The organism is Mycobacteroides sp. LB1 (assembly GCF_013449725.1).
Taxonomy (GTDB): Bacteria; Actinomycetota; Actinomycetes; order Mycobacteriales; family Mycobacteriaceae; genus Mycobacterium.
The window spans coordinates 574858-596539 of record NZ_JACCFF010000002.1 but is presented as its reverse complement, the minus strand read 5'-3'; the positions used below and the strand labels follow the sequence as shown (position 1 = coordinate 596539).

The window sequence follows — 21682 nt, the reverse complement described above, 5'->3', positions numbered from 1 at the left end:
GCCAGGCCAGGTATGGCGTGTGGCTGGCGACATACTGGGTGGCGCTGGGCCCCTGCCAGGGTCCGGCAGTGGTGGCAGCGAGCAGCTGGGTCAACTCCGTTGCCGCCGTGGCGTACTGCGTCGAGAGCGCCTGCCACTGCGCGGCCGCAGCGAGGAGTGCCCCCGGCCCGGGTCCGGCGCTCAGCAGCGCCGAGTGGACCTCCGGGGGAGAAGCGATCCAGATGGGGGCGGTCAAGAGCTAGCCCCGGGCAATCATGTATGTCGCAGCGCCCTGCATATCGCCGGTGGTGTAACTGGCGGCAGACTCCGAGACACCCAGACCAGCACGGCCCAGCTCCTCAACGGCCAGGGCGGCCACACCGGTGTGCTCGATTCCACGCGCACTGAAGCCCGCGGCGGTCTCCAAGGACACCGGATCGGCAGCAGGCGGCACCACGGCACCGATCACCGGAGCGGCCGCCGCGTGAGCCGCGGCCAAACGCGCGGTGAGCGCCTCAACCGCGGCACTGGTGGCGAGCAGGCCTTCCGGAACTACATTGAGATTCATCGTGGGTACTCCCTTCCCTGAGCAGCATGCTCAATGACGAGTGGATTGACGGTCTGTACATATGTGGGGACATCGTTTTCGGACAACAGAACTCCGCGACCCGCGGGCAGACGCTCGAAACGATGCCCACGAATCCGGCCGCCGTCCTGCGGGCTGCCGCTGAGCATCAGGGTGTTGGCCTGGAGCTCGTGGAAGCGACGCAACATGGGGTTGGTCATCAGGATGTGACCCGAGCCGGTAGCCCGTGCGGTGATGATCACTCGCAGGCCGAGCTCGCGTGCCTCGGCGAGCAGGCCGACGATCGGATTCCACGGCCGCTGCCCGATGTACGGGCCGCTGACAGCCGGTGCGTCGGGGATTTGGTCGACATCGTCGATGATCAGATAATGCCGCTGTCCTGTCACACCGCGTGACACCCAGTTGTGCAGTTCCTCCGGAGACAGCCCGGCGGGCGGCCGACGCTTTTCCAGCAGTGCGCCGAGGCCCAGCATCGCCGGGGTAATCCGGTCGATATTGGGGGTGTACTCATTATCCGGGAACAGCGGTTCGTCGACGAGATGCAGCCGCCGGTCCAGAACCGTGAACGCCACCTGGTCGGGCGCCGAGTGCTCGCGGACGGTACGGATGACGTGCCGCAGCAGAGTCGTCTTGCCAGACCCGGTATCGCCCAACACCATCAGGAGCGGGTTGTGAGCGAAGTCGAGTGCCACGGGTGCCAGATCCTGCTCGCGCTGGCCGATGACGACCTGCTCGAGCCCCGGGTACAGCGGGCCGATGGCGTTCGGTGCCAGATCTGCCGGCAGTAGTCGGACGGCAGGAGCCTTGGACCCGGGGTAGTTGGCATTGACCGATTCGACGGTCTTCGAGTCCGAGGAGGCGAACAGGAAGTGCTCGGCCTGCATGGTCAGGCCGCGACCCGGCTGATCGTGCGGAACACTTTCGGCGGGGCGGCGCAGTGCACCCGGTACCCGCACGTTGCTGTCCGCTGAGTCATGCAGCTTGAGTTCGAGGCGCAGTCCGAGAGCATCGCGCATCGCCAGCGGCACCTCGATCCAGTTCGGCGTCGTGATCACGACATGAATGCCGTACGACAGTCCGGCGTTGGCCAGCTCGGTGAGCCTGGCCAACAACGGGTTTCGGGTATTGAACTGGTCGGTGTTATCGCGGCTGAACGCATACAGGTTGTCCACGACCAGGAACGTCTCGCCGTAACCGTCATCGAGCGTGCGATCGCTGTCTCGCAGGGCGCGCAGTTGGCTCACCGAGGCGATGCCACGGTCGCGGAACAGGCGCTGGCGGTACGCCAGGAGCTGCTCCAGCTCACCGAAGGTACGCCGGATGCGTTCTGGTTCCAACGCGCTGGCGACACTGCCGACATGCGCCAGTCCTTCGAGTGCGTGCAGTTGTCCGCCGCCGTAGTCGATGCAGTAGAACGTGGCGTCGCGGGGGGCGTGCAGCGCCGCAGCCGACAGGATGAATGTCTGCAGCGCAGTCGACTTCCCGGATTTCGGGCCGCCGTGAATGATCACGTTCCCGGCCGCCGAGGTCGCATCGAAGACCAGTGGATCGCGGCGCATCTGGAACGGCTTGTCGATCTCGCCGAGCGGCCAGCGCAGCTGCCGTGCCGGAATCCCGGTCTGGTTCAGTACATCGGCCAACGGGATCGCGGTGTCTAGTGGTGGCAGCCAGAGCTCCGGCGCCCGCGGCCCCACCTTGGCAAGCTGGTCGCCGACGGTCGAGACCAGTTTGCGCGCAGGCTGCCGTGGTTGGTCGGTGTTGCCCTTGACGATCACCGTGGTGGGATCTGCGGCCACCGGTAGCGCGGTAAACTGTTTGGGCTGCGGGGTGGCTCGGATCTCCACGGTGGTGGTTGTCGACGGGGGTTCGTACACGCCGTCGACATAGGTGCTGCGGAACTTGATCGGCACCGCACCGGGTGCGGGCACCAGGAACCCAACGCCCTTGTAGTCCTTGCCCGATTCGATGTGATACGCGTCCTCGGTCCCGATGATCTGTCGGGATGAGCTGGGGCTGGCCACCTTCAGACCGATGCGGTACGAGGTGTTCTTGTCGATATCCTTGATCTTGCCGACGTCCAGGGTCTGCGACGCGAACAGGATGTGGATGCGGAACGAGCGGCCCTTGCGTGCGACGTAGTCGAACAGCTCGGCGTACTCCGGGTGGTCCTGGAGCATGAGCGTGAATTCGTCGGCCACCACGAACAGCGTGGGGATCGGCGGCAGATCGTGTCCGGCGGCGATCGCCTCCTCGTACTCACGGACCGAGTTGAAGGCGCTGCCCTGCACGTCGCGACCGGCCTGCTTGAGCAAGTTCTCGCGGCGGGCTACCTCTCCACGCAATGTGTCGGCGAAACGCTCAGCCAGCGAACGCTTTTCGGCCATGTTGGAGATGACGGCGACGACCTGCGGGAAATCGCGGAAGATATCGGCACCCGCCTCACCCTTGAAGTCGGCGTAGATCACGATGAGGCGATCGGCTGAGTGAGTCGTCAAGAGCGCCAACAGGATCGACATCAGAGTCTGAGACTTGCCGGAGCCCGTCATACCGATCATCAGACCGTGCGGACCCATACCGCCCTCAGCCTCGTCCTTAAGATCGAACATCAGCGGTTCGCCGGAGGTGGTTACGCCGATGGGCACCCGGAGCTCCTCGTCACGCGAACGCGGCGACCACAGAGCGGGGACGTCCAGCTGGGACGCGTTCTCGATTCCGAGCAGCGACGTGAACGTCGCACCGCCGGTGGCGGACGATCGCAGCCCTGGGTGGGTCGGATTGGAATCCCAGCGGGAGAGCCGACGGGAGGTATGCGACGCCGTTCCGACTGTGAGCTGATCGGCCTCATCGACGTATGGCTGCCAATCGTTGCCGTTCCAGCGGGTGATGCGTGCGCTCACGCCATTACGGTTGACCTGCAGCACAGGGCGTTCCGGATTGAGGTAATCCGGAAGTTTAGGCAGGCCAGCCGAGCCTTCCGTATTGCCGAGCCGCTGGATGACGGTGACGCCCTCCAGGCCGGCAGCCGGGATGGGCGAATTCACGCCATCCAGGTCATACGTCGGGTCGTCGAGGACGATCAGCAGATGCTTGTGCGCGCCGTCATCGGAGCCGAAGGTCGGACGCTCGGCCAGCGCCGGTTGCAGTGCCTGGAAGAGTTCGGCACCCGTGCGGCGTAGGTAGCGGGCCGCACCGACACCGTCGATTTCACCGCTGATATCCACGTGCGGAAGCCATTTGAGCCAAGACCACTCGGCGTTCTCGGCATCGGGGCCTGCCATCGCGACCGTCAGCAGCGTCGGATCGTGGAAGGTGACCGCCTGTGTCACCCACGAGCGGATCGCGGCGCGGGCAACATCGTCATCCCCAAGGACCGTGATGCGCGAAACCTTGTTCAGATCGATGCCGAGCGGGGCGCTGCGTACCGTGCGCTGGGTGTCGAGCAGCCCGCGCAATGCACTGTGGCTGACTGGTTCCAGGTCGATCTCGTCGGCGATGTCCTTCACTCGCACGGAACTGGCCAGCGGAATGTCGTGGCGTCCGGCGCGTACGACGAGGTAGTCGCCATCGCCCGGGTCGCGTTCCCACTGGCGGCGCGTGCCTGGGACCGTGGTCAGGTCCTCGGGATCCGGGTGTGACCATTCCAGCGCCTTACGCTGCTGGGTTGCGTGGGTGCGCAGATTCTCGCGGACCACCGACATATACCGCAGATAGTCGGCGCGTTCCGCGTCGACTTCCTCGGTGCGGACCTTGTCGCTGCCATTGCGCATGAATGCGGTGGCGGCCAACAAGAGCACGAACGGGAAGAACAGCGTCTGCGGGGAGATGAGCCGGATGCCTGAGGCGACCAGGGCGACCACCATGCCGACGATCAGAACCACGATGACGACCGGCATGGCCCGCCGCAGGAACGACGGCGGCACCACCCGTGGCAGTTGCGGAGGCGCCTCGACGGTCACCGTGGCATCTGGTATCGCCGGAGGCGCTACTCGCCGATGGGCTTCGAAGATGAGACGACTCAACGTGACTCCTGTGCCTGAGCAGATGAATTATCGGTCGGGATGCGGATGGCGGGCCGATCATTCGGGGCCAGGCTGTCGTGCGCGATCAGAGCATCGGTGCGTGACAGCGATGGTCCGGAGGCGAACAGATCCAAGATCGACGAGGGGATGGGTAGTGCGGGCTTGTGCAGGCCGAGCGCCTCGAGGGTCTTGTCGCCCTCGGCTTCGGTGTCTATGCCGTATCGCACACCGGTGTCGGAGATCCACTGATACGCACCGCGACCGCCGGGCTGTACCAGGTACCCGATGCCGGGGGTGACGGCAACTCGGATGGCCACCGGGGAGATCAGCTGCACGGTGTGCACCGAAGAGGAAACGGGCAGTATCGATCCGGCGAGCAGTGACCATGATTCTGAGGTCGTATCGGCGGTCTTGGTGAACCGCGTGCACAGCACCGGATCCTCATTGGCTGCCAGCGGCCTGATCGCCGCACTCGGGAAGACGCTGGTGTCGATCGCTGACGATGTCGGCAGATGCGCGATCTGATCGGCCGTCAGCCGAGGCGGCTGCTCCAGACCAAACGAGTTGGCATTGCGCAGCGCCGATGCGATCACAGGCGAAATCTGTTGCACGCCATCGGCAAGCACCGCGTAGTGCACCGGGTTGTTGTCACTGGAGTAGCTCACCAGCACCGAACCGATGGGTGCCTGGACGGGCAGGGGGTAGTTGGTCGGCGCCCCGGCCCCCGGGATCGCGGGAACCACGAGTGCGGGAGCTTCGGGAATGGCGTTGAGCAGACTGGTCGTCACCGGGCGCACCGCAGGATGCGCGGCGAATCCGAGAGCACTCGTGACGGCGACGTCATCGAGGTTGAGCGCACTGCGCTTCCCGTCCCACAGCAGCCACGTACCTGCATCGGTGGACACCACCGCGGCACGATCGCTGGGGAGATCGGTGGCTTTGTCACCGCTGGTGTCCAACGGCCCGGCGATGACGGTGACCGCGCGGTTCTCGGCCGATTCGCATACGGCCCAGGCGGCGTCGGTCGACTTGGACTGCACCATGCGCTCCGGTGCGCCCGGAATGCCGATCAGGTTGCCGCGTGGAAACTGATCGAGCTGAGTGCTTTTCACCATCGTGGGATTCACGGCCTTGCCTGCGATGAGGCGGGCCGAGGTGAGGTTGAGCACAGGGTGCAGGTTGTCACCCACCCGTACGTAGAGCGCGGCGGTCGACCGGTCGGCTAGCACCGGATCGGTTCCGGCGATACCGGAGGGCCGAAGCAGGCTGAGGACGAAAGATCCGACCACACCGGTGATCACGATGACGGCACCCATGCCGAATGCCCGTGATTGAGAGCGCAGTGGATCGACGAGCATGCGTGCGTCATGCAGCGCCACGCCGGATGCGATGCGCCGCATGACGAAACGCCATCCGGTCACCTGGTGTCCGGTCACGAATCCGCGGCGGTACTTCAGCGGTTCGGGGTTCTCGCTGACCGGGGTGCGTGACGCGAAGGCCCGACGTTCGGGGTTCGCGTTGTTGTTGTCGCTCATTTCTGGACCGACAAGCCGAGGCCGCTGATGATGGCCTCCACCGATGCCTGCACGTCCTGGACGGTGACGGTCATGAGGTCGTCATCGCTGAACTCTTCGGCGCCTGAGTTATCGAGGCGGTGTTCACGTTCCTCCTCGGACCGTTCAACAACGTTACGGACAAAGCGGCCGTTACCGGCGACGTCGATGCTGCGGCGTGCGATACCCCGGGTATCGGGAGCCTCTGCGGCACACATCGTGGAGAAGGCGGTGAGTAGCTCCGCGGCGGCACGCTCGTCGAACTTGCTGTCTCGCATGGAGGCCATGGCCGCGGCGATCTCGACGAGTTCTGGCGGTGCGTACGAAGGGAATTCGATGGACCGCGTGAAACGGGAGCGCAGACCTTCGTTGGTGTCGAGGAAATGGTCCAGCTCGGCGCGGTACCCCGCGACGATCACGACCAAACGGTCGCGATCGTTCTCCATGCGGGCCAGCAGGGTGTCGATGGCAACCAGACCGAAGTCGTTCTTGGCGCCGGTAGACACCAATGCGTAAGCCTCGTCGAGGAACAGCACGCCGTCGAGCGCGCTGTCGATGACGGCGTTGGTCTTGGCCTCGGTCTCACCGATGTGCTGACCGATGAGATCGGCACGGTGCACCTCGCGGACGTTTTCACGCTTGAGGAGTCCCAGGCCGCAGTAGATCTTGGCGACCACACGGGCGATGGTGGTCTTACCGGTACCGGGAGGGCCCGCGAACACCAGGTGGTGAGTGCGGTGGCCGACGGCGAGGCCGCGTTCCTGGCGCCGCAATGCCATCGCTACGGAGCTCTTGAGTCTGGAGACCTGATCCTTGACCTGCTCCAAACCGATGAACTCACTGAGCTGCTGCTCGGCCTCGGCAAGCAGGATCGCCTTGCGCTCGTGGGCCTCAGGATCGATGAAATCCTCTTCGGTGGGCTCAGTCTCGGGATCCCAGGGATCGGAGCGCGCAGCGATGCGCGCCGCGGTCGTGGTGTGCAGACCCACGCTCGGATCGGTGAGCGCGTGTTCGATCTCGGCCTTCTCCGGATTGGCCGCGTACAGGTCCTGGAGCACCTCGGTAGCGGTTTCGTCGTCACCATGGTGGCGCAGGTTCAACGCCTTCGCGAGCGCTCCATCGGTGGCGGCGACTTCAATTGGGCCACTTGGGTCTTCGAGATAGGACAGGGCCGGATTGACCATGCCGAGTTTGGCGAGCGCGATGCCCAGGGTGATCCGCACGGCGTGCGCCGTGGTGGGCTCCAACGACTCGTCGGTGACGACGGGGGTCAGCAGCGTGACGACATCGGACCAGCGCTCGGCCCGGTTCTGCATCGCGACCGCGACCCAGCGGGCGTTGAACCACCCGGGGCGCCGTTCGGTCACGGCAGTGATCAGCTCGTCGGCCTTGACGTACTCACCCTTGTCGACGAGTGCTGCGGCATAGGCGAGGTGATAGTCCTCGGGTCCGCTGGCGCGGAACTCGAGGTATAGCCCGGTGTCATAGGTGAAGGTGAGATCGCCCGGCTGCAGGTTCACCGCGTGCTGCAGGTGCCCGGCGGTGGCCGCGGTCTCCGAGATGGCTTCCAGGACGTCGATGGTCGCGCCACCGGAGGCCGCGAGACCGACCCAGACATCACAGTGATCTTGGGCGGTTCGGCACAGGGACGTAAAGCCGTAGCGTGCTGCTGGCAAATCTGCGGGCCGTCGCCTGTCGTTGACACTCAGACCCAGGGCCCGGCTGCAGGTTGCGAATCGGCTCTCTAGCTCGGGGTCAATGCGTGTCGACGGAGCCACCGTCGAGGTCACACGCTCTCGCTGACCAACTCGCTCACGAATATCCACTTACAGCCCTTCGCCTGATCGATACGCCCGCTGATTGGAGTAGTCGGGTCGCGAACATGATTGGTTCCTGAGACCTCCGCCTAGGGCGGATAGCAAACCTTCGACCCCTCGCCCGCGGCCACGCCGATGTTCCCCGTCGTGGTAGTGATGGTGAGCCGGAGTTCGGATTTGTCGGCAGAACGCCGTGATGTGACTGTCGACACAATCGGGGCTCCGAGTTGGTCGACTCGCTCCCGAGTGCTCATCCACCGTCCTCATCCATGTCACCAATACTTGCTCGGCAAGAGATTAGCATCCCCTTACCTAACTGTCGATAGCTAACCCTAGCCTTATCTGACGGCCAATAATTAGGCTAGCCTAAGGCAAAAGAGGTATCGGCCTAGATGCTGGGGAACGAGGGTGTAATGCCGAGCGCAGTGACGCAACCAACACGTGGATGGCAGGGCACGGTTCTCAAAATGTTCCGGGCCGGTGACTATCAGCTAACTTTGACCGCGCGGCGCGAACTGACCGATCACTATCTGAGGCTCAGTTTCGCAGCCGGCGGCCTGCTGCGGGGCCGTACGGTTCATCCGACCATGTGGGTCCGGTTGTGGTTCGCGGACGGGGAGAAGCTGCATCAACGTGGGTACACACTGGTCAACCCGGATCAGCGGGCCGATACCGTCGATGTTGAGTTCGCACTGCACGACGGGCTCGCCGCTCGTTGGGCGCGGACGGCCCGGGTCGGCGACACGATTGAGGCAACGGTGCTGGGCAGTAATTTCGCACTGCCCGAGCCGGCCCCACGCGGATACGTGATCGTCGGGGACACCGCATCCCTGCCCGCGATCAACTCCCTGCTGGCGGCGATTGGGGACAGTCCGGCCACGGTGTTCCTGGAGGCCGCGCACGAAAGCGACAAGTCGCTGCCGGTCGGCGGGGACGCGATCTGGGTGGATCGCCACGGTGACCGGTCGCTTGCCGAGGTCGTACGTGCGACGGCCTTCGACGCCCCGGACTTCTTCGGGTGGGTGGCATGCGATACCCGGACTACCCGCGAGGTCACCCACATCCTCAAGGACCACTACGGCATTCCGCGCAAGTCAATGAAGGCCCAGGCGTACTGGATGGCCTGAGGGAAACGGCGTGATTCGGATCAGGCCGGACGCGGTCTATGAGACGAGCCGCAAATGCGGCATCTGTCTGCCGGTCGCGTCCACGATGGTGGTGACGGTGCCGAACCGGTCCGTCGCGCGCCGGCACAGTTCACGAATCTGGCGCGGGTCGGTGGTATCGGCCGCGATGGCCATCACCTGATCTGCGCTGTAGCCGTGCAGCATTCTCGTGAGATCGGTGGCATGTCTGCCGCAGATGACGACCCGATGCCCGTTGCGCACCAGTATCCGGACGATCTCTCGACCGTTGAGGTCCTCGGCATTGAGGACGACGACAACATCGGGTTCGGGGTTCCGGTCCAGGCGCATATCCCTATTCAGCCAGCGATTCCTGGACCCCGGATGTGAGCGTCATGTGGATTGGTTGGATGACCTCGGCCGTTCGTTCGGTTCATGCCGAGTCGGCGGGTCAGGCCTTCGTGCGCTGCCGGTACGACCGCGCCACCTTCTCCAGCTCGTCCGGAGACTCCTCGCCCCAGGACCGGAGCATTGCTCGGTTGGCCAGCACCACATGGCTTGTCGCCTCGATGCGCTGGGTCTCGTAGGCGGCCAATCCGCTCGCGGGATCATCGGGCGACTCCGACAGGGCCTGCGCCAATACACGGGCGTCGACGACGGACTGCGAACCGCCGTTGGCGCCGAGCGGATACATGGGATGAGCGGCATCGCCCAACAGGGTGACTCGTCCCTCGCCCCAGTGCGACAACGGGTCGCGGTCCACCATCGGATATTCAACGATGTGCGCGGAACTGCGGACCATCTTGTCGATATCCAGCCAGCCGAAATCCCAGCCCGGGAAGTAGTCCAGCACCTCATCTACCGGGACCGGGTCGTTCCACCGCGCCCCGGCCGGGAGCTGCCCGGGATCATCGGTGCGGGCCAACGCCACCCAGTTCAAGGTGCGCTCGCTGATCGGATAGGCGATGAGCTCGTGATCGGTGTCATCGTGCGCGGCGATCATGGTCTTACCGGTGAGGAAGGGCCCGATATCGGCGGCGCCGCGCCACATCCGCACTCCCGACCAGCGCAACGGATCCGCCGGGTGTAGCTGTGCGCGTATTGCCGAGTTCACGCCATCGGCGCCGACCAGAACGGCCGCCTCGAACTCGGTGTCCGCGGTGTGTACGCGTACGCCGGCCTCGTCGCGCTCGAACCCGAGGACCCGGCGGCCCGTCTGAACTGCTTGTGGGCCAATGCGTTCCAGCACGGTATCGAGCAGCATGAGTTGCAGCCGACCGCGATGCACCGAGAACTGCGGGTGGGGGTAGCCCCCGGCGATACCCCGAGGCTCCGTGTAGAGGACGGTGCCGTGTTTATCGCAGAATCGGATCTCGGTGGTGGCGACGCCCATCCGGGCAAGCTCGGCGCTCAGTCCGAGCTCGGTGAGCACGCCCACCGCGTGCGGAAGCATATTGATGCCGACGCCCAGTGGCTTGACCTCGTGGGCGCTCTCCAGCACCGTCACGTCGAACCCCGCAGCGTGCAGGGTCAGGGCGGCGGTAAGCCCGCCGATGCCAGCTCCCGCAATGACAATTGATGTGTTGTTCTCGCTCATGCCATCCAGCATCGGCCGATGCGAGGAAGAAGTCCAAGATCTATCTGTTAGTGAATCTATAATCAAAGGTTATGGAGATTCATCAGCTCCGCTACCTCGTTGCCGTGGCGGATGCAGCGAGTTTCACCAAAGCGGCCGGCGCACTGCATGTCGCCCAACCGGGGGTGAGTGCACAGATCCGGCTCCTGGAACGCGAACTGGGGCAGGAGCTATTCGATCGGTCGGGGCGCCGGGTCCGCCTCACCGATGCCGGCGAGGCGGTAGTTCCCTATGCGAGAGCCGCTCTCGCCGCGGTCGAGGGAGTCCGTGAGGCGGCCGATGAGATCGGGGGATTGTTGCGCGGACACATCGCGTTCGGCACCGTCACGTCGCACGGTGCCGACTTGCCCGCACTGCTCTCGGCTTTCCATCACGACCACCCGGCCATCACCATCACCCTCGCCGAAGCCAAGTCAGATGAGCTGATTGCCGGGCTGCGTGCGGGTCGGCTCGACGGCGCCATCCTCGCTCTGGGTGCCGAGGAACCGGAGGGGCTAGGTCTGCGCATCGTCGACGATCAGCCCCTGGTGGCGGCGGTTGCCGCCGACGATCCCTTGGCGAAACGCCGTACCGCCACCCTGAACATGCTCTGTGAGCGCACCCTGATCTGCCTACCGACGGGCAGCGGCATTCGATCCATCCTGGAAAGCGCGTGCCAAGGCGCGGGACTCACACCGAACGTGGCCTTCGAAGCGAGCTCTCCGCGGTCGTTACTGACCCTCGTCGAACAGGGGCTCGGTGTCGCGGTGGTGCCCGCTCCGTACCTGCGAAACCGGGACGGGGTGGTGGCATTGGAGATCCGGCCTGCGCTGCGCGGACGCCTCGCCCTGGGGTGGCGCCTGGCTGGTCCGGTCGGCCCCGCGGCACGCACCTTCCTGGAGCGGGCCCGCGCCGTCCTCTGACCGCCGTTCCGATCACCCTGAATCCAATCCCGCGCCAAGGGCGGCAGTGGCGCAATGGTGCGCACCCGGCGGTCCGTACCAGGTCGGAGCAGGTGGTGAGCGGCGCAATGGAAGCGACCTGACAGAGTTTGATTTCACCGGGCCGGTAGCCGCTGAGCAGGCCTTTAGCGTGTTGGCGAGGTTGTCTCACGTCAGGAGGACTCGTGGCCGGTGCCGAGCCCACGCCATTGCGCCGCCCGCGCGCCGATCAGGCGCGGTTGGTCGCGGACGTGCTGCGTCATCAGATCCACGCCGGGGGATACGCAGATGGCGGGCTGCCCAGCGAGCAGGAACTGGCCGCGGAGTTCTATGTATCCCGCAACACGGTCCGAGAGGCGCTCACGGCGCTGAAGGATGAGGGCCTCATCGAGCGCGGACCTCGTACCGGTACCCATGTCGCTCTGCGCAAGTACGAGCACGGACTGGACGCGCTCCTCGGGCTCAAGGAGACGTTCAAGGGGTACGGCGACGTCCGGAACGAGGTCCGCGTCATTCAGGAGGTGAACGCCCCGCCGGCGGTCGCGCACCGACTGCGCCTCAGTGCCGGCTCACGGGTCTTCTTCATCGAACGCCTGCGCTATCTCGGGGACCTGCCGCTCAGTCTCGATAAGACGTACCTCACGCCCGACGTCGGTGCGGCGGTGCTCGAGCATCAGCTTGAGACCAATGACATCTTCGCGCTGATCGAACAGGTGACCGGGCGCAGGCTCGGATCGGCCAATTTGGCGCTGGAAGCCGTTGCGGCGGATTCGCATTCGGCCGCGACGCTCCAGGTGCCGGACAGTGCCCCGCTGCTGTTACTGGAGCGGTTGACTCATCTCGACGACGGGACCCCCGTCGACCTCGAGTACATCAGGATGCGCGGTGACCGAATCACATTGCGCAGCAATCTATTAAGGGACATCTGAGGCTTCTTATGACACTAGTCAACAACCGCATCGACGTTCCGGTCACCATCGACGAATCGCTCTGTATCGACGGCTGCACATTGTGCGTGGACATCTGCCCGCTTGATTCGCTGGCGATCAATCCGGAAAACGGCAAGGCGTTTATGCATGTCGACGAGTGCTGGTACTGCGGTCCCTGCGCGGCCCGGTGTCCCACCGGTGCAGTCACTGTCAACATGCCCTACCTACTTCGTTAAGTCAGGACAGCCCATGAAGAGAACAGCCCTTCTCAGTTCTATTGCCACGGCACTGCTTCTCACCCTTGCCACCGGTTGCTCTCTGGACTCCGGATCCGGCTCGGCCAACGAGGTGACCGTCGTTGTCGGATATCAGTCGAAGACCATCAATACCGTGACCGCCGGCACGCTGCTGCGCGCCCAGGGATACCTGGAGAAGCGGCTCGGAGAGGTCGGCTCGCGGACCGGAACCAAATACACCGTGCAATGGCAGGACTACGACACCGGAGCGCCGATCACCGCGCAGATGCTCGCCGAGAAGATCGACATCGGCTCCATGGGCGACTACCCCCTGCTGATCAATGGATCCAAGACCCAAGCCAATGAGAAGGCGCGCACCGAGCTGGTGTCGGTGACCGGCTACAACGCCAAGGGCGCGCTGAACATGGTTGTGGTGCCCCCGAATTCGCCCATAACAACGCTCCCCGAGTTGAGGGACAAGAAGGTGTCCGCCAGTGTGGGCTCGGCGGGGCACGGCACGCTCGTGCGGGCGCTGCGTAACGACGGTCTAGACCCGACCAAAGATGTCGAGGTGCTCAACCAACAGCCACAGGTTGGTGCCTCGGCGCTGGAATCCGGTCAGGTGCAAGCGCTGTCGCAGTTCGTGGCCTGGCCCGGTCTGCTGGTCTTCCAGAAGAAGGCCAAGCTGCTCTACGACGGGGCCGAGCTGAATGTCCCGACCTTCCACGGTGTGGTGGTGCGCCGCGACTACGCCAAGCAGCATCCCGAGGTGCTCGATGCCTTCCTGCAGGCTCAGCTCGATGCCACCGATTTCATCCACGAGAAGTCTCTCGAAGCGGCTCGTATCGTGGCTGAGGGGAGCGGTCTGCCCCAGGAGGTCGTCTATCTCTATAACGGGCCCGGCGGCACTTCATTCGACACCACGCTCAAGCCGTCGCTCATCGACGCGTTCAAAAGCGATGTGCCCTACCTGAAATCGATAGGGGACTTCGCCGACTTCAACATCGATGACTTTGTGCAAGACGGTCCGCTGCGTCAGGCGTATTCGACTCGCTCGAAGAACTACGAGGCCGGGTTGGCGGCCAAGGTCAACCCGCTGGTCCTGCGCCCGGCTGAGGGGGCAGACCCGGGCCAGGCAGCCGAAATCTGGTTCGACGGTAAGGATTCCACGCAGGTCTATGCCACGGCGCAGGAGCTGCTCAAGGCCGTTAACGCAGCCAACGCCGCCGGCCAGAAGGTCCGTGCCGCCTACGTCGCGGATACCGACCTGGGCACCCGGTGGTTCGCCGACCACGCCTGGTGGGTTCGTGATTCTGCTGGGCTGCACCCGTTCACCACCAGTGCGGGTGCCACCCGATACATCTCCGGACATCCCGGCGCCACGCCGGTGGATTACACGCAGGCACTAGCGGCGGCGTCATGAGCACCCTGCCCATCCTGGAAACGCGGCCCAGTGCCGTTTCAGTGGCGCTGGACTCGGTGGACCCCGGCCCGACATCGCGGCGACTGAGTGCGCGATACACCGCCTGGGCCATCCGGTTGGCCTCGGTGGGCGCCGCCGTGCTCCTATGGCAGCTCTTGACGGCCAACAAGGTGCGCTTCGGGCTGCGCTTCGACACGCTGCCGACGGTCACCGAGATTGTCTCCGCGCTCACCAAGCGCATTGGTACCGAGGAGTATTGGCTTGACCTCGGCCAGTCCACCATCCGGATTCTCACCGGATTCGGCTTGGCCGCGGCGCTGGGTGTCATCACCGGTATCTGGTTGGGACGATCACCGTTGTTCGCGAACATTTTCGGTCCGCTCACCGAATTGGCCCGTCCCATTCCCGCGATTGCGATCGTACCGGTGGCCATCTTGTTGTTCCCCAGCGATGAGGCCGGAATCGTGTTCATCACCTTCCTTGCGGCCTACTTCCCGATCATGGTGAGCACCCGGCACGCGGTACGCGCCCTGCCGACGCTGTGGGAGGAATCGGTTCGCACCCTTGGTGGCGGTCGCTGGGATGTGCTGCTGCGGGTGGTGCTGCCCGGCAGCCTCCCCGGGGTTTTCGGAGGCCTTTCCGTCGGCATCGGTGTCGCCTGGATATGCGTGATCTCCGCCGAAATGATCTCGGGCCGTTTGGGGGTCGGATATCGCACATGGCAGTCGTACACGGTGTTGGCCTATCCGGATGTGTTCGTCGGGATCATCACCATCGGTGTGCTCGGGTTCCTGACCTCCGCCGCGGTGGAGTTGGTGGGGCGCCGCGTCACTCGCTGGCTGCCCCGAGCGGAGGGGGGACGATGAGCGCCTCCACCTTGGTTCTGGATGAGCTGACACTTGGCTACAGCGGGCGGACCGTGGTGGACGGCCTCAGCCTCACCGTTCGCCCCGCCGAAATCCTGGTCCTGACCGGGCCCTCCGGCTGCGGTAAGTCCACCGTGCTGCGCGCCATCGCGGGGCTGCTTCCACCCGAATCGGGCACCGTCCGCGCCGACGGCGAGAGGGTTGTCACCACCTCGCGCGACCGGGCCATGGTGTTCCAGGACAATGCCCTTTTACCTTGGCGCACCGTGCAATCGAATATCGAACTGGCGCTCAAGCTGGGCGGTGTGCCTCGCTCGGGTCGGCGCGGGGCGGCACAGGCCTGGATCGACGATGTGGGGCTGACGGGTTTCGAGGACTACCTGCCCAAGAGCCTGTCGGGTGGCATGCGTCAGCGTGTCCAGCTGGCCCGCGGCCTGGCCGGTGCTCCGCGTGCGGTCATGATGGATGAGCCGTTCGGGGCGCTGGATGCGCAGACCCGGGCCAGCATGCAACGCCTACTCATCGACACCTGGCGCAGTCATCCCACCACGGTGGTGTTCGTGACCCACGATGTCGACGAGGCGCTGTTACTGGGGGACCGGATTGCCGTGCTGGGCCGAGCCGGTCAGCCTCTGCGCGCGCTCCTGGATGTCCCCGAACCTCGCGAGGCCCAGGTCGACCGCAGCGTGCTGCGTGCTGAAATCCTTGCCGCGCTGAATCATACGGAGTTGGTTGGGCGATGAGCAGCTTGCGTGAGGAGCATGGAGCGCCGATGGAGATTCCTGAACTGGATAGTGCCGTCCGGCTTGACTGTGACGTGCTGGTTATCGGCGGCGGAACCGCCGGCACCATGGCAGCGTTGACGGCCGCCGAGAACGGCGCCCAAGTGATCCTGCTGGAGAAGGCGCACGTGCGGCACTCCGGTGCTCTCGCGATGGGCATGGACGGAGTGAATAACGCGGTCATCCCCGGCAAGGCCGAACCGGAGGATTACGTCGCGGAGATCACCCGCGCCAACGATGGAATCGTCAACCAGCGCACCGTGTACCAAACGGCGACACGCGGTTTCGCGATGGTGCAGCGTCTTGAACGCTACGGGGTCAAGTTCGAGAAGGACGAGCACGGCGAATATGCGGTGCGACGTGTGCACCGGTCGGGCGCGTATGTGCTACCCATGCCCGAGGGAAAGGACGTCAAGAAGGCGCTGTACCGCGTGCTACGGCAGAAGTCGATGCGCGAGAAGATCCGCATCGAAAACCGGGTCATGCCCGTGCGCGTACTCACCGAAGAGGGAAGGGCCGTCGGGGCAGCCGGCTTCAATACCCGCACCGGTGAGTTCGTCACCGTCGGCGCAAAAGCGGTCGTCCTGGCGACCGGACCGTGCGGCCGCTTGGGCTTGCCGGCATCGGGTTATCTGTATGGCACCTACGAGAATCCGACCAACGCGGGGGACGGGTACGCGATGGCGTACCACGCCGGGGCCGAGCTGTCGGGGATCGAATGTTTCCAGATCAATCCGCTCATCAAGGACTACAACGGTCCGGCGTGCGCCTATGTGGCCAACCCTTTCGGCGGCTACCAGGTGAATGCGCAAGGCGAGCGGTTCGTCGACTCCGACTACTGGTCCGGCCAGATGATGGCAGAGGTCAAGAATGAGATCGAGTCTGCACGCGGTCCCATCTATCTCAAGGTGAGCCACCTCCCGGATGAGACGTTGTCTGCGCTGGAGAACATCCTGCACACCACCGAACGACCCACTCGGGGCACCTTCCATGCCAACCGCGGACACGACTACCGCACCCACGATATCGAGATGCACATCTCGGAAATCGGCTTATGCGGTGGTCATTCCGCATCAGGGGTGTGGGTGGACGAGCATGCCCGCACCACGGTGCCGGGTCTCTATGCGGCAGGCGACCTGGCCTGCGTGCCGCATAACTACATGATCGGCGCGTTCGTATACGGCGACCTGGCCGGTGAGCACGCGGCCTCCACACTCTCGAAAACAGCTGCCCCGCTGGAATTTCCCGTCGACCAGCTCAAGGAGGCGCATGAACTGATCTATCGCCCGCTGCGTCATCCGGATGGTCCGCCGCAACCTCAGGTCGAGTACAAGCTGCGCCGCTTCGTCAACGACTATGTGGCCCCGCCGAAGACGGCGGCCAAACTCTCACTGGCCGTGCAGACATTCGAGAGGATGGCCGATGAGGTGGGCCAGATCGGCGCGCGAACCCCGCATGAGCTGATGCGGGCGGCCGAGGTGTCGTTCATCAGGGACTGCGCCGAGATGGCGGCCCGCTCGTCGCTGACCCGTACCGAATCGCGCTGGGGTCTGTACCACGACAGGGCCGACCTGCCGGATCGCGACGATGAGAATTGGCGCTATCACCTGAACCTGCGCAAGAGCGCCAGCGGCGAGATGGATTTCCTCAAACGGCCAGTCGCACCGTATTTCGTCCCGGTCCCCGGCCTCGACGACCTGCCGTCGGGGGAGACAGATCCGATCGTGGTGCACCAACCCGAGCTGCTCGGCGGAAAGGCCCCGGCGGCCCGGATTTCTAGTGTCATCGCTGCGGAGGCCGAGCAGCCGCCGTCCCCCCGGATCGCCGCTGTACTCAGCCTGGAGGCTCCCACCGTCCAGGAACTGGCGCCGTACCTCGACGATGACGACCCGGGCGTGCGCCGCACCGCGATCGCATCACTGACCGAGCACACCCCCGAGGGCTACGAGCACGCGTTGCTGAATGCGTTGGGGGACAGCGATGTCTCGGTGCGCCGAACGGCCTCCGACGGAGTACGAGAACTCGTCGAGGTCCTCGACGGTCCCGCGGCGATCCGGGGTCATGTCAGTGCGTCCGACCCGTTGGTGCGCGGTACCGCCTTGTACGTGGCGAGCGCTCGGCGGGTCGGCGATCCGGCGGCATATGTGGAGGCCCTACGCGATCTGGACCATCGGGTCCGGATCGAGGCCGTGCGCGCCTTGGTATCCGTGGACGATGCGGTATCCATCGCCACCGCCGCCGGGGATGACAATCGCGAGGTGCGTATCGCGGTCGCCAACGGGCTTGCGAAGTTGTCCGCCGGTGACGAGACGGTGCGGGCGCTGGTGCGCGATCGAGATCCGCTGGTGCGGGCCGCGGCACTGACGGCCGTCGGTGCACTCGGGGTGGATGACCGGATCCTCGGCGCCGTCGAGGAGGCGCTGACGGAGCCGGCTTGGCAGATCCGACAGGGAGCGGTGCGCGCCTTGGCCGGGGCTCGCTCGGCGCAAGCCGTACCGCCGCTCTCACGAGCGCTGGCCGATCCACATCTGGACGTTCGCAAGTCGGCGGTGTTGAGCCTGAGCCAGTGGGCGTCGACGGAGCCTTCCGTTCGTGAGGCGCTGACCGGGGCGCTTCAGGACGGTGACGCGGATGTGAGAGCCTATGCGCGACAGGCGCTTGCGGGCGGCTGACGGGAGCGCCGAGGCACAAGAGATCCGGTCCGGCAACGTGGCGGAGGTCATGTTATGGGCGGGTTCCTCGACCACTTAGCATAGGCTAGGCTTACTCAGGTGTCGAAGACGAGTGCGGTTATAGAGCCCGGTACCGGCGCCCAGAACTGGGTTTCTGTGCAGGAGGGACTGCCGGAAGGTTTCGCACCGGCCGATCTCGCGAGTGTGCTCGCGCAGGAGATTCCCGAGCGCCTTGGCGACGAGTATCTGATTTACGAGCGTGATGGCGAATGGGTGCTGGCTATCGGCGCCCGAGCGTTTGTCGAACTCGACAGCGATGGGCTGCGCATCGGGCGCGATGGATCCGTGGAAGAGCGGGATTGGTCCGGACACCCCGGTGCTGCCCTCGAAGCAGCCATCAACGAGATCTCGGACGGTGTGCATCGCGTGTTCGGCTGGGTCGCGTTTGAGTTCGGCACTTACCGATTCGGCCTGCAGCATCGGCTGACCCCCGGTACCGCGTTGGCGCGAGTATTCGCCCCGCGTGCCGAGGTTGTGATCACCGCCGGCGGAGTGTCAGTCTCCGAAGACTCCTCCGCGAGCTACGCCGAGGACATTGCTCGGCTGATCGGCCAGGGAGTTCCGGCCGACCCCGAGCCGACGTTCATCGATCTGAATTCAGACCCGTCCGACTACCGCGGCCGCGTCGGCATCGCCACGGCCGAGATTCGATCGGGGCTGTACCACAAGGTGATTTTGTCGCGGCGCGTGGAAGTACCGTTCGCCATGGACTTTCCGTCCACATATCGTGTCGGTCGGCACAACAACACCCCGGTTCGCTCCTTCCTGCTACGGCTCGGTGGTATCCGTGCGTTGGGATACAGCCCCGAGCTCGTCACCGCCGTCGAGGCCGACGGAACCGTCGTCACCCAGCCGCTGGCCGGAACACGCGCCTTCGGTCGGGGCGAGAATGAGGATCGGGTGGCGCGCGACGATCTGGAATCGAATGCCAAAGAGATTGTCGAGCATGCGATTTCCGTGCGCAGCTCCCTAGCAGAACTTGCCGAGGTGGCCGAATCGGGTAGTACGAAGGTGACCGATTTCATGACGGTGCGCGAGCGCGGCAGCGTGCAGCACCTGGGCTCGACCGTCAGCGGACACCTGAGTCCCGAGATGACGCGGATGGATGCGCTGGAGGCGCTCTTCCCGGCGGTCACCGCCTCGGGCATCCCCAAGGCGGAGGGTGTCGACGCCATCCTTCGGCTCGACGATCACCCGCGCGGTCTCTATTCGGGAGCGGTCGTGATGATGTCCCCGGATGGCGGACTGGACGCCGCGCTGACCCTGCGTGCGGCCTATGAACAGGACGGGCACACCTGGTTGCGAGCCGGTGCGGGCATCATCGAGGCCTCCACACCTGATCGGGAGTTTGAGGAGACCTGCGAGAAGCTGGGGAGCATCGCTCCCTACGCGGTCAAGCGCGAGGCTTAGCCGGCGTCGTTGGTCAGCGCCGCTGCCAGGGCTCGCTTGTCGATCTTTCCGACCGGCGTCAACGGCAACTTCGGCACCGCCACCAACTTGTCGACGCGCGAGTGGGTGGCGGCGCCACGATCCCGTAGGTACTGGTTGAGCTCGGCCGCCGTGACCGGCTTCCTGTTGAATACGATTGCTGCGCAGACGATCTCACCCAGGTATTGATCGGGTAGCCCGACGGCCGCAGCGGCGTAGACCGCCGGATGGGTCTGCAGATGTGATTCGAGATCCAGTGCGGCAATGGACTCGCCGCCGCGCAGGATGACGTCCTTGATGCGCCCCGTGACCTCCAGATACCCATCGGGCAGTGCCCGGACCTGGTCGCCACTGCGGTAGAAACCGTCGGCGGTGAAGGAGCGCATATTGTCCGCCTCGGCGCGGTAGTACCCGTTGAGCGTGTACGGCCCGCGCACCAACAATTCGCCGGCTACCCCGGGCGCGACCTCGACACCATCCTCGTCGACGATGCGCACCTCATCGGCATCGCACATGGGGCGGCCTTGGGTGGTGTCGAGGATATTCGCGGAATCGCCAGGTCGGGTGACGCAGATTAACCCCTCGGCCATCCCGAAAACCTGTTGCAGTCCCGGGGTGAGGGCCTCACGCACGGTGCGCGCATCCTCCGCGCCGAGTTTTGCGCCGCCGACTTGAAGCAGTCGCAGTGTTTCCGGCAGTACCGGTTCCCATGCGGTGGCTTGCGCCCACAGCTGGGCCAGTGACGGCACCAGCGCTGTCACGGTCACCCGATGCCGGGCGATGGCCGCGAAGGCCGACTCCGGGCTCGGGTCCGAGAGGAAAACCGTTGTGGCACCAATGCTTATCGCGCCGAGCAGGCCAGGGCAGGACAATGGGAAGTTGTGACCGGCGGGGAGTGCGACGAGGTAGACATCGTCCTCGGTAAGTCCGCACACGCGTGCGGACTGTGTGGCGTTGTAGACGTAGTCCTCGTGGGTGCGGGGGATGAGCTTGGGTGCGGCGGTGGTGCCGCCGGAGACCAGCAACAGCGCCGGCGTATCCGTCTGAGTTGACGGCAGGGGGCCGTCAGACGCGCCACTTTCCAGCAGGGCTGACCATGAGGTGAAGGACCCCGCGCTGTTAGGGGACACGACACCGTCGATCACGATATGGCGCAGGCATGCATGCTTCTGGGACAGCTCTGTGGCCAGCGCGCGGTAATCGAACCCGCCCGCGGTGTCCGCGATCACCAATGCGACCGCGCTCGCCACCTCAATGAAATGGGACAGCTCGGCGGCCCGGTGTCCCGGTAGGCACATCACCGGCAACGCGCCCGCCCGCATCAGTCCGAAGAGCGCCACGGCGAAGGAAGTCCGGTTGGGCAGCTGGAGCAGCACCCGGTCGCCGGGGGCTATGCCCAGCCGGATGAAGGCGTGCGCGGCGCGGTCGGCGGCCTCATCGAGCGCGCGGTAGGTCAGCGCGCCGTGCTCGTCTATGACGGCGGGGTGGTCGGCGCGCCTGGTGGCAGTCGTGCGGAGCAGCGACTCCACGGTGTTTCCGGTCCAGTAGCCGGCCTGCCGATAGGCATCGGCGCGCTCCGGGGGGAAGGGGACGAAACCATCCCCCATGGCGAGAGAGGCAGGGGGCGATACAGCGGCGCTCATCGTTACTCC

17 protein-coding genes are annotated in these 21682 nt (G+C 65.1%); 9 read left to right on the top strand and 8 right to left on the bottom strand.

From position 1 onward, the window contains the following. The 5 genes from MLB1_RS13635 to eccA all read right to left on the bottom strand — a co-directional run. Positions 1 to 235, bottom strand: a 235-nt coding sequence (locus MLB1_RS13635) for a PPE domain-containing protein (RefSeq protein WP_180750321.1), incomplete at its 3' end; no start/stop codon positions are given. Positions 236 to 238: 3 nt separating this feature from the next. Beyond that, on the bottom strand, positions 239 to 547 hold the full coding sequence (locus MLB1_RS13630; protein ID WP_180750320.1) for a PE family protein: 309 nt from the start codon (positions 545 to 547) through the stop codon (positions 239 to 241). After that, the gene (gene eccCa, locus MLB1_RS13625; RefSeq protein ID WP_180750319.1) at positions 544 to 4584 is read right to left on the bottom strand and encodes a type VII secretion protein EccCa; all 4041 of its coding nucleotides are present in this window, start codon (positions 4582 to 4584) and stop codon (positions 544 to 546) included. Before eccCa ends, MLB1_RS13630 begins: the two co-directional genes overlap by 4 nt. Then, positions 4581 to 6119: a type VII secretion protein EccB gene (eccB, locus tag MLB1_RS13620; protein WP_180750318.1), complete on the bottom strand. Its 1539-nt coding sequence runs from the start codon at positions 6117 to 6119 to the stop codon at positions 4581 to 4583. The genes eccCa and eccB overlap by 4 nt, the downstream gene beginning before the upstream one ends. Further along, entirely contained in the window at positions 6116 to 7963 is a 1848-nt protein-coding gene (eccA, locus tag MLB1_RS13615) for a type VII secretion AAA-ATPase EccA (RefSeq protein WP_180750317.1), read from the bottom strand. The genes eccB and eccA overlap by 4 nt, the downstream gene beginning before the upstream one ends. Positions 7964 to 8367: 404 nt before the next feature. Here eccA and MLB1_RS13610 point away from each other — a divergent pair, with 404 nt between their 5' ends. Further along, on the top strand, positions 8368 to 9081 hold the full coding sequence (locus MLB1_RS13610) for a siderophore-interacting protein (protein WP_180750316.1): 714 nt from the start codon (positions 8368 to 8370) through the stop codon (positions 9079 to 9081). Positions 9082 to 9117: 36 nt separating this feature from the next. Here the strand turns inward: MLB1_RS13610 and MLB1_RS13605 are convergent, their stop codons facing one another. Both MLB1_RS13605 and MLB1_RS13600 read right to left on the bottom strand, forming a co-directional pair. Further along, complete coding sequence (locus MLB1_RS13605; protein ID WP_180750315.1) at positions 9118 to 9429, bottom strand: SDR family NAD(P)-dependent oxidoreductase; 312 nt, start codon at positions 9427 to 9429, stop codon at positions 9118 to 9120. Between the two features lie 100 nt (positions 9430 to 9529). Then, positions 9530 to 10687: a flavin-dependent oxidoreductase gene (locus MLB1_RS13600; RefSeq protein WP_180750314.1), complete on the bottom strand. Its 1158-nt coding sequence runs from the start codon at positions 10685 to 10687 to the stop codon at positions 9530 to 9532. Between the two features lie 59 nt (positions 10688 to 10746). On the opposite strand from MLB1_RS13600, the gene MLB1_RS13595 reads away from it, so the two are divergent. From MLB1_RS13595 to MLB1_RS13560, 8 genes are all read left to right on the top strand, one after another. Continuing rightward, entirely contained in the window at positions 10747 to 11616 is an 870-nt protein-coding gene (locus MLB1_RS13595; RefSeq protein ID WP_180750313.1) for a LysR family transcriptional regulator, read from the top strand. A gap of 203 nt (positions 11617 to 11819) precedes the next feature. Next, positions 11820 to 12563 carry a GntR family transcriptional regulator gene (locus MLB1_RS13590; RefSeq protein ID WP_180750312.1) on the top strand — a complete coding sequence of 248 codons (744 nt, stop codon included), beginning with the start codon at positions 11820 to 11822 and terminating at the stop codon, positions 12561 to 12563. Between the two features lie 8 nt (positions 12564 to 12571). Continuing rightward, positions 12572 to 12799 carry a ferredoxin family protein gene (locus MLB1_RS13585; RefSeq protein WP_005058882.1) on the top strand — a complete coding sequence of 76 codons (228 nt, stop codon included), beginning with the start codon at positions 12572 to 12574 and terminating at the stop codon, positions 12797 to 12799. 13 nt (positions 12800 to 12812) lie between these two features. Further along, positions 12813 to 14222 carry an ABC transporter substrate-binding protein gene (locus MLB1_RS13580; protein WP_180750311.1) on the top strand — a complete coding sequence of 470 codons (1410 nt, stop codon included), beginning with the start codon at positions 12813 to 12815 and terminating at the stop codon, positions 14220 to 14222. Further along, a complete protein-coding gene (locus MLB1_RS13575; RefSeq protein ID WP_180750310.1) occupies positions 14219 to 15088 on the top strand; it encodes an ABC transporter permease in 870 nt (289 codons plus the stop codon). The genes MLB1_RS13580 and MLB1_RS13575 overlap by 4 nt, the downstream gene beginning before the upstream one ends. Next, positions 15085 to 15831 carry an ABC transporter ATP-binding protein gene (locus MLB1_RS13570; RefSeq protein WP_180750309.1) on the top strand — a complete coding sequence of 249 codons (747 nt, stop codon included), beginning with the start codon at positions 15085 to 15087 and terminating at the stop codon, positions 15829 to 15831. The genes MLB1_RS13575 and MLB1_RS13570 overlap by 4 nt, the downstream gene beginning before the upstream one ends. A gap of 29 nt (positions 15832 to 15860) precedes the next feature. Next, on the top strand, positions 15861 to 18542 hold the full coding sequence (locus MLB1_RS13565; RefSeq protein ID WP_180750393.1) for a fumarate reductase/succinate dehydrogenase flavoprotein subunit: 2682 nt from the start codon (positions 15861 to 15863) through the stop codon (positions 18540 to 18542). A gap of 120 nt (positions 18543 to 18662) precedes the next feature. Further along, positions 18663 to 20012: a salicylate synthase gene (locus MLB1_RS13560; RefSeq protein WP_371750622.1), complete on the top strand. Its 1350-nt coding sequence runs from the start codon at positions 18663 to 18665 to the stop codon at positions 20010 to 20012. On the opposite strand, the gene MLB1_RS13555 is transcribed toward MLB1_RS13560, so the two are convergent. After that, the gene (locus MLB1_RS13555; RefSeq protein WP_180750307.1) at positions 20009 to 21673 is read right to left on the bottom strand and encodes an AMP-binding protein; all 1665 of its coding nucleotides are present in this window, start codon (positions 21671 to 21673) and stop codon (positions 20009 to 20011) included. The two genes, MLB1_RS13560 and MLB1_RS13555, sit on opposite strands and share 4 nt — an antisense overlap. Positions 21674 to 21682: the final 9 nt, after the last annotated feature.

What these genes read in the sequence shown, in the direction of transcription:
- MLB1_RS13630 (WP_180750320.1), bottom strand. Translation starts at nt 547, where the DNA reads ATGAATCTCAATGTAGTTCCGGAAGGCCTGCTCGCCACCAGTGCCGCG.
- eccB (WP_180750318.1), bottom strand. Translation starts at nt 6,119, where the DNA reads ATGAGCGACAACAACAACGCGAACCCCGAACGTCGGGCCTTCGCGTCA.
- MLB1_RS13610 (WP_180750316.1), top strand. Translation starts at nt 8,368, where the DNA reads ATGCCGAGCGCAGTGACGCAACCAACACGTGGATGGCAGGGCACGGTT.
- MLB1_RS13605 (WP_180750315.1), bottom strand. Translation starts at nt 9,429, where the DNA reads ATGCGCCTGGACCGGAACCCCGAACCCGATGTTGTCGTCGTCCTCAAT.
- MLB1_RS13600 (WP_180750314.1), bottom strand. Translation starts at nt 10,687, where the DNA reads ATGCTGGATGGCATGAGCGAGAACAACACATCAATTGTCATTGCGGGA.
- MLB1_RS13595 (WP_180750313.1), top strand. Translation starts at nt 10,747, where the DNA reads ATGGAGATTCATCAGCTCCGCTACCTCGTTGCCGTGGCGGATGCAGCG.
- MLB1_RS13585 (WP_005058882.1), top strand. Translation starts at nt 12,572, where the DNA reads ATGACACTAGTCAACAACCGCATCGACGTTCCGGTCACCATCGACGAA.
- MLB1_RS13580 (WP_180750311.1), top strand. Translation starts at nt 12,813, where the DNA reads ATGAAGAGAACAGCCCTTCTCAGTTCTATTGCCACGGCACTGCTTCTC.
- MLB1_RS13575 (WP_180750310.1), top strand. Translation starts at nt 14,219, where the DNA reads ATGAGCACCCTGCCCATCCTGGAAACGCGGCCCAGTGCCGTTTCAGTG.
- MLB1_RS13570 (WP_180750309.1), top strand. Translation starts at nt 15,085, where the DNA reads ATGAGCGCCTCCACCTTGGTTCTGGATGAGCTGACACTTGGCTACAGC.
- MLB1_RS13565 (WP_180750393.1), top strand. Translation starts at nt 15,861, where the DNA reads ATGGAGATTCCTGAACTGGATAGTGCCGTCCGGCTTGACTGTGACGTG.
- MLB1_RS13555 (WP_180750307.1), bottom strand. Translation starts at nt 21,673, where the DNA reads ATGAGCGCCGCTGTATCGCCCCCTGCCTCTCTCGCCATGGGGGATGGT.